The following is a 15,891-nucleotide window of genomic DNA, read 5'->3' as shown; positions in this document are numbered from 1 at the left end:
CCCCCCTTTTTTGCGCTATATACAAGCTGTGCCTTGTGAACGGACTCTTCCTTTGACTCTCTTACTGTTTGGCTGTTTTTTTGAACCGTCGCTTTGTATTTGCGCGATAATTACTCGCATTGACGTTAGGGAGGGCTTGATGTTTACCGTTTTCGTTTTGGGCAATATTGCTTCGGGTAAATCGACTGCCTGCCGCTTTCTGGAATCTCGCGGAGCCCTGCTTATCGATTTAGATGTTCTTGCCAAATCGCTGTACGTACCGGGGTCGGATATCGTCAATGCTCTTGCTGAAGAGTTTGGCTGGGATATTTTGGACGAGGATGGCGGTGTTCGACGTAACGTTCTCGCTTCTCGAGCTTTTGTTTCTCCCGATACGGTTGCAAGGCTCAATAGTATTGTGCACCCCGCTCTCATTGAGCAGCTTTCGCTGAGGATTCTCGATCCTGCTTGCTGTACGGTTTCGTCCCCCCGCTATCCCTTTGCGGCGGTCGAAGTATCTGCTCCGACTGGCTTTGAGGACGCCTTTGGCCTTGCGGATGAAATTATGGTTGTTAGCGCTCCTTTAGCGGTCCGTCGCGAACGCGCTATTCACCGTGGTATGGAGCCATCCGATTTTGATGCTCGCTGTGCTTGCCAACCCGATGAGTCTTCGCTTTGCAGTCTCGCCACGACCGTGATTGATAACGCAGCGGGCGACAGCTCGCTCTTTGAACAACTGGACGCGTGGCTTGCTCGCCATGGCCTTATGGATGCTATGGATAAGGAGACGACAGATGCCTAAGACGCGTTTCTTTACGTGGTATCGCCTTGTGCCGCTGGTTGTCGTTTTCGTCTTTGGCCTTATCTCGCTCGTTTACTCGTGTGCTCCCGCCGCTTTCTTTAAACCGTTCTATCCGATTGACTATGAGGCGTATGTAAAGCAGTCCAGTATTTCGCATAATCTCGATCCGTATCTGGTGTGTGCCGTCATCAAGTCGGAATCAAACTGGGATCCCGAGGCGGAATCAAATCAGGGCGCCCAAGGTCTCATGCAACTTATGCCCGAAACCGCTCAGGATATGATCGCTAAGGGCCTTGTCGACGGGGACGAGTATTCAGCCGATGACCTGAATGACCCCGCTTCGAATATCGAATTTGGGTGCGCGTACCTCTCATACCTGTTGACGTATTTCAATGGGTCGACGGATAGCGCTATTGCTGCTTACAATGCCGGAATGGGCAATGTCGATGGGTGGGCGCAGCAAAACACATCGCTCCATAACGCGATTGCCTTTCCCGAGACGCAAGCCTATTTGATTCGTGTCAATAATGCCTGGGTTCGCTATAAGACCCTCTATCCCGACCGGTTCGTATAGGACTATGCCTGCCGCCTGCGTATACTGCAGATGTATGAGTTAGGAGTATCCATGGCGGATTTTGAAGTTGAGCGTGTTGGCGGAGAGCTCAAACGTTTTGGCGTTGAGGGCTCTGAGGTACCGTTTGAGGTCGTGTCTCCCTATGAGCCTGCAGGTTCACAGCCTAAGGCCATTGAGTCGCTTGTGCAGGGTGTGAGGGACGGAGACCGGTATCAGGTTTTGCTTGGCGTGACCGGCTCGGGCAAGACCTTTACCATGGCCAAGACCATCGAAGCTCTCGGTAAGCCAACGCTGGTCATGGCCCCCAACAAAACCCTCGCCGCCCAGCTTGCGAGCGAGCTCAAAGAATTCTTTCCCAACAACGCCGTGGTCTACTTCGTCTCGTACTACGACTACTATCAGCCCGAGGCATATGTGCCGCAAAGCGATACGTATATCGAGAAGGATGCTTCGATTAACGAAGAAGTCGAGATGCTTCGACATCAGGCGACCGCCTCGTTGCTTTCTCGACGCGATGTGATTGTCGTCGCTTCGGTGTCCTGCATCTATGGCATCGGCTCTCCTGAGGACTATGCGGGGCTGGCGCCGAATATCGACAAGAAAGTACCGCTCGAGCGCGATGACTTTATCCATGCGCTCATCGACATTCAGTACGACCGGAACGACTATGACTTGGCGCGTGGCACCTTCCGCGTGCGCGGTGATGTTGTCGATGTGTATCCGCCCTATGCCGAGCATCCGTTGCGATTTGAGTTCTTTGGCGATGAGGTCGAGCTTATCGCCGAAATCGATGAGGTTACCGGTGAGATGCTTCGTGAGTATGAGGCTATTCCCGTGTGGCCGGCATCGCACTATGTGACCGAGAAGCCCAAGGTCAAGGCGGCCTTGAAGTCAATCAGTGAAGAGTGCGAGAAGCGCGTCGCGGAGCTCAAGGCGACCGACAAGTTGCTCGAGGCGCAACGTCTACAGCAACGGACCGATTATGACCTCGAGATGCTCGAGACGATGGGCTTTTGCAACGGCATCGAGAACTACTCGCGTCATCTGGACGGGCGTAAGCCGGGTGAGCCGCCGTTTACCCTAATCGATTACTTTCCCAAGGACATGCTCTGTATCATAGACGAGAGCCACGTGACGGTGCCACAGATTCGCGGCATGCACGAAGGCGACCGATCGCGCAAAGTTACGCTTGTTGAGCATGGTTTTCGCCTGCCCTCGGCGCTCGACAATCGTCCGCTTCGCTTCGATGAGTTTGAGGCGAGGATTCCGCAGTTCATCTACGTCTCGGCCACGCCGGGCGACTACGAGCTGCGGGTGAGCCAAAACGACGTGGAGCAGATTATTCGTCCGACCGGCCTGCTCGACCCCAAGATTGACGTGCGTCCCGTTCGCGGTCAGATTGACGATCTTGAGGACGAGATTCGCGAGCGCGTTGCCCGCAAGGAGCGCGTGCTGGTGACCACGTTGACCAAGCGCATGGCCGAGGACCTGACCGACCATCTACTTGATGCGGGCATTAAGGTCAATTACATGCACTCTGATACGGCGACAATGGACCGTGTCGAGATCCTGCGAACGCTGCGCGAGGGCAAGATCGATGTTCTCGTTGGCATCAACCTGCTTCGCGAGGGTTTGGATCTTCCCGAGGTCTCACTGGTGGCAATTCTCGATGCCGATAAGGAAGGCTTCTTGCGCAACCGCCGTTCGCTGATTCAGACGATTGGCCGTGCGGCCCGTAACGCCGATGGCGAAGTCATCATGTATGCAGACGTTGTGACCGATTCGATGAAAGCGGCCATCGAGGAGACGCGGCGCCGTCGCGAGATTCAGATGGCATATAACGACGAACATGGCATTGTGCCCAAGACAGTGCGCAAGGCCATCAACGACATCTCAAGTTTTATTGCCGAGGCCGAAAAAACTGTGGGCTCCAAGGGACGCTCGAAGGGCGACTCTCTTGGCCATGGCGCATTCTATACGCCCGATGAGTCGGGCGAGGGCGGTGTGCCGGAAACGGTGGCGCCCGAGCAGACACTTGCGGAGCAGTTGGAAGAACTACCGCATGACGAGCTTGTGCGGATCGTCGAAACCATGGAAGAGGATATGCGTAACGCTTCTGCCGTCATGGACTTTGAGGAGGCGGCGCGCCTGCGTGATGCTGTCGTTCAGATTCGGGCGATGCTCGAGGGTGCGTCTGAGGACGAGACGATCGAGCGCTTACGTTCGCAGGCCCGCAAGGGTTCCACGTTCGCATCGGGTAGAAAACGCCAGGGTGCACGGTTTAAGAAATAGCGAGCAGGCCCCGAGTTCCCTGTGGAGCTCGGGGCCTGTGTCTTTTGCGCGCTGGAATTCGTTCGCTAGAGGTCTGCGATCAGGGCTTCGGCACAACGGATACCGTCGGTGGCCGCGCTCATGATGCCTCCGGCATATCCAGCTCCCTCACCACAAGGGTAGAGGCCCGGGGTCGATACGGCATGGCACGTTCGGTCTCGGGTGACAGTGACCGGTGAGCTCGAACGAGTCTCCACGCCGGTAAGAACGGCATCGGGGCGGTCGTAGCCCCGTAGCTTTTTTCCGAGTAGGGGAAGTCCCAGGCGGAGCGACTCGACGATATGCTGCGGCAGGGCTTCGTCAATTGCCGTCCAGGTCACACCGAGCGGATAGGTGGGCTTTACCTTTCCGGGCGCCTTGCTGGCGCGTCCTGCGAGGAAATCTCCGACGAGTTGTGCCGGTGCGTTCCAGTTGGAACCGCCCAGGCGATAGGCGGCCGCCTCGCAGGCGCGCTGGAGCTCGATGCCGGCGAGCGGGTCATCGTCGGGAAGGTCCTCGGGCGTGACGTTAACGAGCAGGGCGGCATTTGCGTTACGGCCGTCGCGGGCATTGAGGCTGGCGCCGTTGACGCACAGGTGGCCCTGCTCGGAAGAGGCGGCGACAACCTGCCCGCCGGGGCACATGCAAAACGAGAACACGCTGCGGCCGTTGGGAAGATGGGCGACGAGTTTGTAGGGGGCTGCTCCGAGGGCAGGATGTCCCGCCGAGGCTCCATATTGGGCTCGGTCGATGTCGCGCTGCGGATGCTCGATGCGAACGCCCATGGCAAAGGTCTTTTGTGCGAGGGCCACGTTGTGGTCCTTAAGGAGTTCAAAAATATCGCGAGCAGAATGCCCGCAGGCGAGGATGAGGTGCTTTGTCTCAATTGGCTCGTAAGCGGCGTCTTGGGATGATTGGACATCAATACCGGTGATGGCGCCAGACGCGTCGATGCGAATTTCGACGAGTTTTGTTCGATAACGGACGACACCTCCGAGTTGCTCGATGCGCTGGGATATAGCGGTAACAACCGTGGGAAGGATGTCGGAGCCAATGTGCGGCTTGGCATCCCACAGAATATCGCGGGGCGCACCTGCCTCGACGAAGGTTTCGAGGATAAGGCGATGGGCGGGATTTTTTGTTCCCGTATTGAGCTTGCCGTCCGAGAAGGTCCCCGCGCCGCCCAGACCAAACTGAATATTGCTCTCGGGGTCGAGGATACGCTCCTTTAGAAAGAGGTCGATCGCCTGCGAGCGGCGAAATGCCGGGTCGCCGCGCTCGATGAGCAAGGGCTTCAGACCTGCTTCGGCAAGGGTGAGTGCGGCGAAAAGGCCGGCGCAACCGGCACCGACGACGACGGGGCGCTCTTTAGGTGCGCTGGAAACGGGGGAGGGGAATGAAGGCTCATCGTCTTCTATCGCGCGTACGCGCGAGCGGTCACGCTCGGCAACGCTGTCGACCGCTTCTCGCTCGAGGTGGGGACTAGTCAGCTCAACACGAAAGCTCAGGATAAAATGGACGTCTCGTTTTTTGCGAGCGTCGATTGACTTGCGGTGGAGCTCGATGGACTTGATCTCGGAGTCCTTGCAACGCAGGACGCGCTTGGCGAATCGCTTGCCAACAATGAGGCAGGCATTTTCATCGCCGGCTTCATCGAGTGACGCGTTGACTTGGGTGAGTTCGATCATCGAGGTCTCCTTAGAGGCAAGAAAGAGGCCGTCCGGTATCCCAGACGGCCCGAATGCGTTTTTGATTATAGACTGTGCGGCTACAGGCTGCTTGCAGCGCGAATGCCCGAGATCCAGGCCCACGCAAGGTTAAAGCCTCCGCAATCGGCGTCGATGTCGAGCGCTTCGCCGCAGACGTAAAGCGGGGCGTCGACAACGCTGCACGCGTGTAGACTGGGTGTTGAGATGCTCTCGACAGATACGCCACCACGCGTGACCTGCGCCGAGCGCTCCTCGGCTGTTCCCTCGACGAGCAACTTAAAGTGCTTGAGGAACGAGACCAGGTGGACGACATCGTTGGAGCCTGGATGGCACTGCTCGAACGCTGTGCAGACGACGCGGGAGAGTTGCGGGGCGAGCATGCCGTCGAGCCAACGGGGATCGCGGGGCGAAAAGCCGCCGAGCAGCTTAACGCGCCGGTTAAGCATATCGAGCAACTCGTCTTTAGAGAGGTCGGGGAAAACGTCGAGCAGGATCGTATCGCCGCGCTGGATACGACGGGAGAGGTTGAAGACAGCGACGCCCGAGATACCGAAGGTTCGAAACAGTACTTCACCGTCTTCGTGCCAGAGCTCACTATGGTTACGGGTGAGCGTCAAGCGGGCGCGGACGCGCAGACCATCCAACGTCTTGAGTGCCGCCCGATCGCCGACGACCGTTGCCGATACGGGGCAGAGGATGGGGCGCAGCGAAGTGAGGGGGAGGCTAAACGTATCGGCGATACCGGTGGGGTTGCCACCCGTGGCGATAATTACGGCATGTGCCTCCAGGGCCTCGTTCTTGCGAGGGACATCGGCGAGTGCCTTCCGAAGCGAGCGGAGCTCCGATTTTCGGTCGTCGTGCTTTTTTGCCTTGAGTGCCCGCGCTGGACGGTTTATTTGAAGTGCCCAGCCTTCGGAAGCTTTGTGCGCCGAGGCAACGTTGGCTCCGCAGATTAAGGTGATACCCAGGCGGTCGCAAACGTTGAGAAGCGCGTCGCGCACCGATTCGGCGCGAAGCGAGCGCGGGTACAGCCGGCCTTCCTCGGAGGTTGTCATGATGCCCAGCGAGGAGAAGAAACCCATAAGCTCTTGCTCGGGCTGGGGGCCCATGACGGATTCGACGAATGCGGGGTGGTTATACCGCTGAGGATCAATCGATTCGTTGGAGAGGTTGCAGCGACCGTTTCCGGTCGCAAGCAGCTTAAGGCCGCACGCGACATCGCGCTCAACGATGCAGACGCTTTTACCCGCGCGTGCGGCCGTAATGGCGGCGGCGAGGCCTGAAGCCCCGCCGCCGATTACCAGGACGTCATAGAAGGCGCTCGTGTTCACTTAGGCCTCGTCGGTCTCGTGCGGGGCAATGGCCTCGACGGCAGAGACGGCCTGGGGCAACATGCCGTCGGGCAGCGCGGTCTCGACCTCGCCCTTATCGCAGGCCTCGGCGAGTGCCGGATTAATGGGAAGCTGGCCCAAGATGTCGAGGTTATAGCGCTCTGCGACCTCGGGGAGCTTGCTCTTGCCAAAGACCTCGATCTTCTTGCCGCAGTCGGGGCACTCAATATAGCTCATGTTCTCGACAATGCCCAGAATGGGGACGTTCATCTTCTCGGCCATGTTAACCGCCTTGGCGACGATCATCGAGACCAGATCCTGCGGGCTCGTGACGATGACGATGCCGTCGACGGGCAGCGACTGGAAGACGGTGAGCGCGACGTCGCCTGTTCCCGGAGGCATGTCGACCAGCAGGTAGTCGATGGGGCCCCACGAGGTCTCGCTCCAGAACTGCCTAATGGCGCCTGCGATGACCGGACCGCGCCAAAGGACGGGGTCGGTCTCGTTTTGGAGCAGCAGGTTGGAGCTCATGACCTTGACGCCGTGCTCGGAGATTTCGGGCAGCATAAGGTTGCCAAGGGCATGGACGTGGCGTCCGCTCATACCGAACATCTTGGGGATAGAGGGACCGGTGATGTCGGCATCGAGGACGCCGACCTTGTGGCCGTGACGGGCAAGCTCGGTGGCGATGGCACCGGTGACAAACGACTTGCCGACACCGCCCTTGCCGGAAAGCACGGCGATGACGCGTTTGACCTCGGACAGCGTGTTCTCCTCAAATTGCGACGGCGACGTTTGTCCGCCGGCGGCCTGTGCGTGCTCGCAACCCATGTATGACTCCTTTGTATATGTTGGGGCCGGGGCCCCGTGATGTGACACGAGCGTCATTGTACCCTCGTTTGCGAGCGGGAGTCATTTGTGATGCATTTGGACCGAGTGTGCTTGCAATACGATGGGCCCAAGCGAATGAGCGGGCTTACTGAACTTTGCTGGCGAACTCGAGGTATTGCATGCGCTGCAGCTTGTCGATCGTCGAGGCGTATGGGCTGTCTTCAGATTCCAAATCGTAGCGCAGCCCGTCGGCACCAAGATAGCCGGCGACATTGATGGCGGGCACATCTGACCTTGTTGCAAGCAGAGCCTTTTGATAGTCGGTGAGCGGGGCGCCGATCTTATTAAGGGTAATGGCTGCAATCTCGTTTGCCCCGACGGTGTCGTAGACGTTGAGCTCGGTATTGCCGGCGATTTCATAGTTAGCCCAGACGAAATAGGTCGACTGATAGATACGGAAAGCGTGGCTTGCCGTATCTTCCTGAGGGTACAGCTCATCGTTGAGAGTCGTTGCGGCGCTCGGCTGATGGTCGCCAAAAAAGACAAGAACAACCGGTCTGCCGATATTGCGGAGCTCGTTGATAAAGTACTCGAGGTCCCGGTCGGATGCGTTGATGCAGGTAAGATAGGTGTTGAGCGCGCTATTGGCGCCCTCGCTGGCTCCCTCGACCCAATAGTTTGTCAGCTCTTCGGCGGGAACGGTGCCATAGTCGTAGCCGCCGTGATTTTGCATCGTGACGTCAAAGATGAACTGCGGGGCTTCGTCGGTTCTAAGCAGGTCGAGTATCTTGTCGTAGGTGGCGTAGTCGCATACGCCGGCATGGTAACAGGGCGCACCTTCGAAATCGCCGATTGAAAGAAAGTCTCCAAAGCCCAGCTGCTGATAGATTTTATCTCGATGGTAGTTGACGGGGTTTTGCGGGTGCATAGCGGTAGCGGTATACCCAAGCTCCTTAAGGTCCTTTGCCAGGCTGTTGACGCCATTCATCTGATATAGCTGATAGGGGATTTTGCCTAATCCGACAAAGGCCGTTGTCGCTCCGGTCAAAAATTCGAATTCGGAGTTCGCCGTTCCGCCACCGGCGACCGAAGCGAGCATGGTGCCGCGAACAAGTGTGTCGGGAAGCGAGTTGTAGAATGCGGGGCCGGTGTACCCGGCCGCCTGGAGCTGCTCAAAGCACGAAAGGTCGCTAAAACTCTCGTTCATGACGGCAACAATCGTCGGCTTGATTTCATTGAACTGGGCAACGGCCGCCGCGCGCTGCTCGCTCGAGCCATACGTGCTGTCGTAGGTGGCGGCGAGCTCCTGCTCGATGCTCTGCGCCTCATCGGGCGTATAGTCTTCGGGCTTCTCAATGGGCAACTCGTTGACCATTTCGGTGAACGAAGTGATAAAACCCTGAGACGCATACGTGGTGATGGGCTGCCAACGGTCAAATCCAAAATTCAGCGCCTGCTCCAAGTCGATGCTGGAAAAGCCCGAGAGCCCCACAACGGTCACTAGCAGAAAAGCGCAGAGGTTAGCGGCGATTGCGGGGAAGACATGGGTGGGCGTACGGAGCTTTCTCGGTCGGATAAGCGAAAGAAGCCCCAGGGAAATCTCTAGCAGGGCTAGAGAGGTTACGATTCCGGCGGTAAAGGTAAACTCGTATCCCTCGCTCACTTCCATTGCGGTGCCAAGGGCCAAGATATCGCTTGGCAGGATGGCCTCGCCTTTAAACGTTATGACGAAGTGCTCGGCAATGCCAAGGATGCAACATACGACGGGCACGAGGACCATGACGCCTCCATGACGCTGTCCCAGCAAATAAAGGGAGAGCAGAACCGTCGCGAGCAGCCCGACGGAAAACCCGAATGAGTTGGCGGGAATGCGATAGAACGTTTCGTTGCAGGAAATTTCGAGTGAAACGAACGAGAGCGCTGAAACAGCGGCGATGACAAGGATGTCACGGCAAATACAGGCAACCGTTCCCGTCGCAAGATCGGTTTGGTCGATAAGTCCCGAAACCAAGGGCTCGACAAGAAGTATGACGGCGGCAGCACCGAGCGCCGAATAAGAAAGGACCCATAGGGAACTGTCCTCATTTACGAGCAATTGATTCGTAATCCATGCAGCTACCATGCCGAGCGGGATGAGGAGCGTCGCGCACCAAAAGACGCGGGCAATGGGCGGCTTTTCATTGTGTTTGATTGAAAAATACACGCGCACGACGACGGTGGCCACGATAAGGACGGCGATGAATATGGGCAGATTGGCCATGTCGCTCGAAGTGATTTCAAGGGGGATATCTTCGGTCATGGACGTTCCTCTGTTACAGCAAATTAAGTTCAGTGATTAGATTACTGTAACCTTTCCACGGCATTTCGAGAAACAAAGCGCCCGATACGCAAAGCTAAAGGTCTGCGAATCTTGTATTACGAACATCTGTGCGCGTCGAGTGCGCTAAACTCATCGGCAGTATGATTCGATGCAATAGGAGGCAAGGAGCTTCCATGTCTGATTCTTCTATCGTTATTCGCGGCGCTCGTGAGCACAACCTCCGTGATATCGATGTTTCCATTCCGCGTGACCAACTCGTGGTCATTACCGGTCTTTCTGGCTCGGGCAAGAGCTCGCTGGCATTTGACACTATCTATGCCGAGGGCCAGCGTCGATACGTCGAGAGCCTTTCGAGCTATGCGCGCCAGTTCTTGGGCCAGATGGACAAACCCGACTTGGATTCAATCGACGGCCTTTCGCCGGCGGTGTCGATCGACCAAAAGACGACGTCTAAAAACCCTCGCTCGACGGTTGGCACCGTAACCGAGATTTATGACTATCTGCGCCTGCTGTTCGCCCGTGTGGGCACCCCGCACTGTCCCGAATGCGGCCGCGTCATTGAGCGCCAGACGACCGACCAGGTTGCCGACAAGGTCTTGGCGGCGGGGGAGGGTCGCCGCGCGTTTGTGCTGGCACCGGTGGTGCGCGGGCGAAAAGGCGAGTACACCAAACTGTTTGAGGACCTTCGCGCCGAGGGCTTTAGCCGCGTGCGTGTCGACGGTGAAGTGCGCTCGCTCGACGATCCAATCGATCTGGACAAGAAGTTCAAGCACGATATCGAGGTCGTGGTCGATCGCATCGTGATCCGTGAGAACTCTCTGGGTCGTATCGCCGAGTCCGTTGAGCAGGCGACCGCGCTGGCTCACGGCAATGTAAATGTGTACATGCTGCCCGATCGTGATGCTCCCGAGGGGACCGAGGGCGAGCTGCTGGAGTATTCGTTGGCCTTGGCGTGCCCGGAGCATGGACACTCCATTGACGATCTTCAGCCGCGTGATTTCTCGTTTAACGCTCCCTATGGCGCATGTCCTGAGTGCGACGGCCTGGGCTTTAAGAAAACCGTTGATGCCGAGGCACTGATCGAGGACCCCTCGAAGTCCATTGCCGACGGAGTCTTTGGTAGCCTGTTTGGCAATTCGAACTACTACCCGCAGATTTTTGCTGCGGTCTGTGAACACTTTAAGGTAAGCGCCGATACGCCGTGGGAGGACTTGCCCCCTCGCGTGCGTCGTGCATTCTTGGATGGCCTGGGCGATACGAAGATCTCGGTTGACTACCAAAAGCTCGACGGACGTCGTAGCCAGTGGGATACCAAGTTTTCGGGCGTTCGCAACATCCTGTACGAACGCTATACCGAGACGACGAACGAGAACACCAAGGCGCGCTTGGAGAAGTACATTCGCGAGGAACCGTGCTCGAGCTGCCACGGCGCTCGTTTGCGCCCTGAGATGCTCGCCGTCACCGTGGGCGGCAAGTCCATTTACGAGGTTTGTTGCCTGTCGTGCCGTGAGTCGCTCGAGTTTTTTGAGGGCCTGGAGCTCACCGAGCGCCAACAGTTTATCGGCGGGCGCATCGTCAAGGAAATCCTGGAGCGCTTGCGTTTTCTGGTCGATGTTGGACTCGACTATCTGACGCTCGATCGTGCCTCGGCGACGCTTTCTGGTGGCGAGGCGCAGCGTATTCGCCTGGCAACACAGATCGGCGCCGGCCTCATGGGTGTCCTATACATTTTGGACGAGCCATCGATCGGCCTTCATCAGCGCGATAACGAGCGCCTGATCAAGACCCTTGAGCGCCTGCGCGATATCGGCAATACCGTCATCGTCGTCGAACACGACGAGGACACAATCCGTGCCGCCGACTACGTGATCGACATGGGGCCCGGCGCCGGCGTCAACGGCGGACACGTAGTCGCGGCGGGAACGCCTGCCGATATCATGGCGTGTCCTGAGTCGATGACGGGCGCTTATCTGACCGGCAAACGAATGATCCGGGTGCCTGATGAACGGCGCAAGCCCGGTCGCGGCTGCCTTAAAATTACGGGCGCTCGAGCTAACAACCTCAAAAACGTTACTGCCAAGATCGAGTTTGGTACGCTTACGGTTGTTACCGGCGTGTCAGGATCGGGCAAGAGCTCCCTGGTTACCGACACCATTGCGCCTGCCCTTACGAATGCTATTCACCGTTCGACGCGCCCTGTGGGTCCGTATAAGAAAATCGAGGGCACCGAGTGTATCGATAAGGTTATCGATATCGACCAGTCGCCGATTGGCCGCACACCGCGTTCCAACCCCGCTACCTATATTGGCCTGTGGGATGATCTTCGCGCGCTGTTTGCGAGTACGCCGGAGTCGAAGGCGCGCGGCTACTCGCCGGGTCGTTTCTCCTTTAATGTGAGTGGCGGGCGCTGTGAGGCGTGCAAGGGCGACGGACAGATCAAGATCGAGATGCACTTCCTTCCCGATATCTACGTTCCCTGCGAAGTTTGCGGCGGTAAACGCTACAACCGCGAGACACTCGAGGTCACCTACCGTGGCAAGACCATCTCGGACGTGCTCGACATGAGCGTCACCGAGGCGCTGGCGTTCTTTGGGAATATCCCGCAGATTAAGCGCAAGCTTCAGACTTTGTATGACGTTGGCTTGGGCTATGTGAGTTTGGGGCAGCCTGCCACGACGCTTTCGGGCGGCGAGGCGCAGCGTGTGAAACTCGCCAAGGAGCTTCATCGACGCCAGACGGGCAAGACGTTCTATATTTTGGACGAGCCGACGACCGGCCTTCATTTTGAGGACGTCCGCCAGCTGCTCGATGTGCTGCAGCGCTTGGTCGATGCGGGCAACACGGTGCTGGTGATTGAACACAACCTTGATGTCATCAAGGTTGCCGACCGCCTGATCGATATGGGTCCCGAGGGCGGCAATGGCGGCGGAACCGTCGTGGTCTCGGGTACGCCGGAGCAGGTCGCGGCATGTTCGCAGAGTTACACGGGCAAGTTCTTGGCACCGCTGCTCAAGCGCGACCGCGAGCGTCAGGCACAACTCGACGCCCAGTAAAGAGACGCCGTCGTACGAGAAGCGCCACCGATTCCTTTCGATTCGGTGGCGCTTCTGTGTGTCGAGATGACGTATGCGGCTAAATTGGACATATACTTAGGCGTTACGTTCGAATGCGAGGGAAGGGACATGCCATGGCAAAGGCTGCAAAGACGCCGAAAACCAATGCGATGCGCGAGCTGGAAAACGCCGGCATCTCCTATATTCTCCATACGTATGAAGACGATGGCGATGAGTCGGTGGGTTTAGGCGTTGCAATTTTGGAACAACTTGGCGAGGAGCCTGGCCAGGGGTTTAAGACCTTGGTTTGCGTGACGCCGTCCAACGAACACGTTGTGTGCTGTATTCCCGTTGCCGACGAGCTTGACCTAAAGGCCGCCGCGCGCGCCGCTGGTGAAAAGTCGCTGACCATGATGCATGTCAAGGACTTGCTTGCCGCGACGGGGTATGTCCGGGGCGGCTGCAGTCCAGTCGGCATGAAAAAACGCTTTCGGACGCTGATCGATGAGACATGCGTCCTTTGGGATACCATTTTTATCTCAGGCGGTAAGCGTGGCTATCAACTTGAGCTTGCCCCCGACGACTTAGTTGCATTTTGCGGGGCGACGGTTGCCCCGATCACGAGAGAGGACTGAGCGATGCCGCAGGAAGAATCGAAGCGCGGAGCTCACTTTGCAAAGGGTTCGGCTTCTCAGACGCCCGCGCCTGAGCCTTCTTCGGTCGATGACCAGATTCGAAACGCTTGGTCCGTTGCTGCAGATCCAGGGGAGACGGCTGTGTATTTGCGTGCCGCCGGTGCCGGTGCGGTGCCTCCCCGTACGATTCTCTCTTCGGCTCGCCCCGATGAGACGGCGGTGTTTTTGGCCGCGGCTCAATCCCGTGCCGGACGGATGCCTGCCGCCGGGACGTCTCGTGCGCCGCGTCCCGATGAGACGGCGGTGTTTTTGATGGCGGCTCAGGGAAAGGGCGCACTGCAGGGTGTCCCAGCCGATCGTCCCGCGAGGCCTGCAACCGACGGTGATGGCGAGCAGTTGCTTTTGGATGACGAGTGGTCACCGCTCGGCTCGACCGATCCGGTCGAGGGCGTTGCTGTCGACGACGATGATTGGGATCTTTTGTCGTTTTCTGGTCGAACCGCTGCCGCCAGGGAAGTTGACACGGTGTTTGGTAATAATGCCGTAGCTAACGATGACGCTTCGTTTGACAGCGATGTCACGCCTGTTGACGGAGCTTTTTCTGTCGATGATGCCGTTTTGGTCGACGACCCCTTCGCGATAATCGATGAGCCTGATATCGAGGTTGATTCTCGACAACACACTGAAGTCAGCCCCCAATCACAGGACGACGTAGATGATATGGGCTCGTCGGACTACTCTACGGTTGGCCGTTCTGCCGGCCTCATGACTGCACTGACCATCGTGTCGCGCGTCACCGGGTTTATCCGTACTTGGGCTATGGCTGCCGCCATCGGCATGTCGCTGCTCTCGTCTTCCTATCAGGTCGCCAACAACCTGCCCAATATGCTCTATGAGCTCGTGATGGGCGGTATGTTGGTTACCGCCTTTTTGCCGGTGTACATGGGCGTGCGTCGTGAGCAGGGTCGCGACGCCTCAAACGAATACGTAGGTAATCTGCTCGGCATCCTGCTTTTGCTGCTGGGCGGCATTTCGGTGTTGGGCACCGTGTTTGCTCCGGGCTTTATCTGGACGCAGTCGTTCCTTTCGGGCGATGGCGGAAGCATGGATACCGCTGCATTCATGTTCCGTTTCTTTGCCATTCAGATTTTGTTCTACGGCTTGGGCTCGGTGTTCTCGGGCGTTCTTAACGCGCATCGTGACTACTTTTGGTCGACGTTCGCCCCGGTACTCAACAACGTGATTGTCATTGCGAGTTTTATGGGCTTCGCTCCCGTATCTGCCTGCTTTGGTGAGCAGGCGGGCGTCGTTTTGATTTCGCTCGGCACGACGCTTGGCGTTTTTGTCCAGATGGCGTGCCAGATTCCCGCACTCGGTAAGCATGGTGTCCGGCCTCATATTCATATCGACTTTAAGGATCCTGCACTGCGACAGACGCTCGCGCTCGGCGTCCCGACGTTGCTCGCTACGGTATGCATGTTCGTGTCGACTTCCATTACCAACGCAGCCGCGCTGGTGGTGCAGCCCGAGACCGGTCCTTCTGTAATTGCCTATGCGCGCCTTTGGTACACACTGCCTTATGCCTTGATAGCCGCCTCGCTCTCGACGGCGCTTTATACCGAGCTTTCGCACGATGCCCAGGAAAAGGATTATGACAGCGTGCGCGCTGGTATCTCGCGCGGCGTGGCCCAGATGCTCTTCTTCCTGATTCCTTTCGCGCTATATCTCATTGTGTTTGCCCGTCCGCTCAACATGATTTATTGCGCCGGCAAGTTCGACGAGTCGGGTGTGGCGCTTGTGTCCGAGTTTCTGGTTTATCTGGCGCTCTCCCTGCCGCTCTACGGCGTGGTCGTGTTGATGCAGAAGAGCTTCTCGGCGTTGCTCGACATGAAGCCCTATAGTCGCTATTGCCTATACTCTGCCATCGGTCAGGCTGGTTCGGTTCTGCTGTTTGGTGTGGTGCTGGGCTATGGCATGCCTGCGATTGCGATTTCGTATGTTGTCGACTATGTGATTCTGGTCGGCTGTTCGCTGTGGTGGCTGCGTCGTCGTCTGCAGGGTCTTCAGGTTAAATCTATTCTGCACGGCTGCTTCTATGGCCTTTTGCTCGGCGGCCTGGGTGCCGCAGCGGGTGCCGGCGTTTTGTGGGCGCTCGAGAGTTTTGTCGGAGCGCTTGGCGGATCGATTCTTATTACCTTGGGCTATGTTTGCATCGCGGGCATGGTTTCACTCGCCGTGACTTTTGGCCTTGCCGTCCTTCTAAAGATGCCTGAGGTCTCCGCGCTTCTTCGCCGCAGGTAGGCAGTCGTGGCAGGTCATGACAACATTCCAACGCTTGCCGAACAGG

General features: G+C 57.7%; 10 protein-coding genes. 6 read left to right on the top strand and 4 right to left on the bottom strand.

The annotated features are described in order from the left end of the window. The 3 genes from coaE to uvrB form a co-directional block, all read left to right on the top strand. A partial coding sequence (coaE, locus tag ACQRCA_RS03680) for a dephospho-CoA kinase (RefSeq protein WP_427718682.1) occupies nucleotides 1-781 on the top strand: 781 nt, incomplete at its 5' end. Continuing rightward, a complete protein-coding gene (locus ACQRCA_RS03675; RefSeq protein WP_154517536.1) occupies nucleotides 774-1,355 on the top strand; it encodes a lytic transglycosylase domain-containing protein in 582 nt (193 codons plus the stop codon). The genes coaE and ACQRCA_RS03675, both read left to right, overlap by 8 nt. Before the next feature lie 51 nt (nucleotides 1,356-1,406). Next, complete coding sequence (uvrB, locus tag ACQRCA_RS03670; RefSeq protein WP_427718680.1) at nucleotides 1,407-3,647, top strand: excinuclease ABC subunit UvrB; 2,241 nt, start codon at nucleotides 1,407-1,409, stop codon at nucleotides 3,645-3,647. A gap of 65 nt (nucleotides 3,648-3,712) precedes the next feature. Here uvrB and ACQRCA_RS03665 read toward each other — a convergent pair whose 3' ends face one another. The 4 genes from ACQRCA_RS03665 to ACQRCA_RS03650 form a co-directional block, all read right to left on the bottom strand. Further along, complete coding sequence (locus tag ACQRCA_RS03665; protein ID WP_427718678.1) at nucleotides 3,713-5,353, bottom strand: NAD(P)/FAD-dependent oxidoreductase; 1,641 nt, start codon at nucleotides 5,351-5,353, stop codon at nucleotides 3,713-3,715. A gap of 80 nt (nucleotides 5,354-5,433) precedes the next feature. Beyond that, nucleotides 5,434-6,705: an NAD(P)/FAD-dependent oxidoreductase gene (locus ACQRCA_RS03660; RefSeq protein ID WP_427718675.1), complete on the bottom strand. Its 1,272-nt coding sequence runs from the start codon at nucleotides 6,703-6,705 to the stop codon at nucleotides 5,434-5,436. Next, on the bottom strand, nucleotides 6,706-7,536 hold the full coding sequence (locus ACQRCA_RS03655; protein ID WP_427718672.1) for an Mrp/NBP35 family ATP-binding protein: 831 nt from the start codon (nucleotides 7,534-7,536) through the stop codon (nucleotides 6,706-6,708). 145 nt (nucleotides 7,537-7,681) lie between these two features. Continuing rightward, nucleotides 7,682-9,835: an LTA synthase family protein gene (locus ACQRCA_RS03650; RefSeq protein ID WP_427718669.1), complete on the bottom strand. Its 2,154-nt coding sequence runs from the start codon at nucleotides 9,833-9,835 to the stop codon at nucleotides 7,682-7,684. A 194-nt stretch (nucleotides 9,836-10,029) separates the two neighbouring features. Between ACQRCA_RS03650 and uvrA the strand changes: the two genes are divergently transcribed. From uvrA to murJ, 3 genes are all read left to right on the top strand, one after another. Beyond that, complete coding sequence (uvrA, locus tag ACQRCA_RS03645; RefSeq protein WP_427718667.1) at nucleotides 10,030-12,909, top strand: excinuclease ABC subunit UvrA; 2,880 nt, start codon at nucleotides 10,030-10,032, stop codon at nucleotides 12,907-12,909. 134 nt (nucleotides 12,910-13,043) lie between these two features. Beyond that, nucleotides 13,044-13,544: a Cys-tRNA(Pro) deacylase gene (gene ybaK, locus ACQRCA_RS03640; protein ID WP_427718664.1), complete on the top strand. Its 501-nt coding sequence runs from the start codon at nucleotides 13,044-13,046 to the stop codon at nucleotides 13,542-13,544. A gap of 3 nt (nucleotides 13,545-13,547) precedes the next feature. Beyond that, the gene (gene murJ / locus ACQRCA_RS03635; RefSeq protein ID WP_427718662.1) at nucleotides 13,548-15,845 is read left to right on the top strand and encodes a murein biosynthesis integral membrane protein MurJ; all 2,298 of its coding nucleotides are present in this window, start codon (nucleotides 13,548-13,550) and stop codon (nucleotides 15,843-15,845) included. The last annotated feature ends 46 nt before the right edge of the window (nucleotides 15,846-15,891 follow it).

This window comes from Collinsella sp. SGI.095 (assembly GCF_050314535.1).
GTDB lineage: Bacteria > Actinomycetota > Coriobacteriia > Coriobacteriales > Coriobacteriaceae > Collinsella.
Note: the sequence above shows the minus strand (reverse complement) of the source record. Positions and strands in the feature narration are given on the sequence as shown.

Coding starts and splice junctions, on each gene's coding strand:
- ACQRCA_RS03675 (WP_154517536.1), top strand. CDS start 774: ATGCCTAAGACGCGTTTCTTTACGTGGTATCGCCTTGTGCCGCTGGTT.
- uvrB (WP_427718680.1), top strand. CDS start 1,407: ATGGCGGATTTTGAAGTTGAGCGTGTTGGCGGAGAGCTCAAACGTTTT.
- ACQRCA_RS03665 (WP_427718678.1), bottom strand. CDS start 5,353: ATGATCGAACTCACCCAAGTCAACGCGTCACTCGATGAAGCCGGCGAT.
- ACQRCA_RS03655 (WP_427718672.1), bottom strand. CDS start 7,536: ATGGGTTGCGAGCACGCACAGGCCGCCGGCGGACAAACGTCGCCGTCG.
- ACQRCA_RS03650 (WP_427718669.1), bottom strand. CDS start 9,835: ATGACCGAAGATATCCCCCTTGAAATCACTTCGAGCGACATGGCCAAT.
- uvrA (WP_427718667.1), top strand. CDS start 10,030: ATGTCTGATTCTTCTATCGTTATTCGCGGCGCTCGTGAGCACAACCTC.
- ybaK (WP_427718664.1), top strand. CDS start 13,044: ATGGCAAAGGCTGCAAAGACGCCGAAAACCAATGCGATGCGCGAGCTG.
- murJ (WP_427718662.1), top strand. CDS start 13,548: ATGCCGCAGGAAGAATCGAAGCGCGGAGCTCACTTTGCAAAGGGTTCG.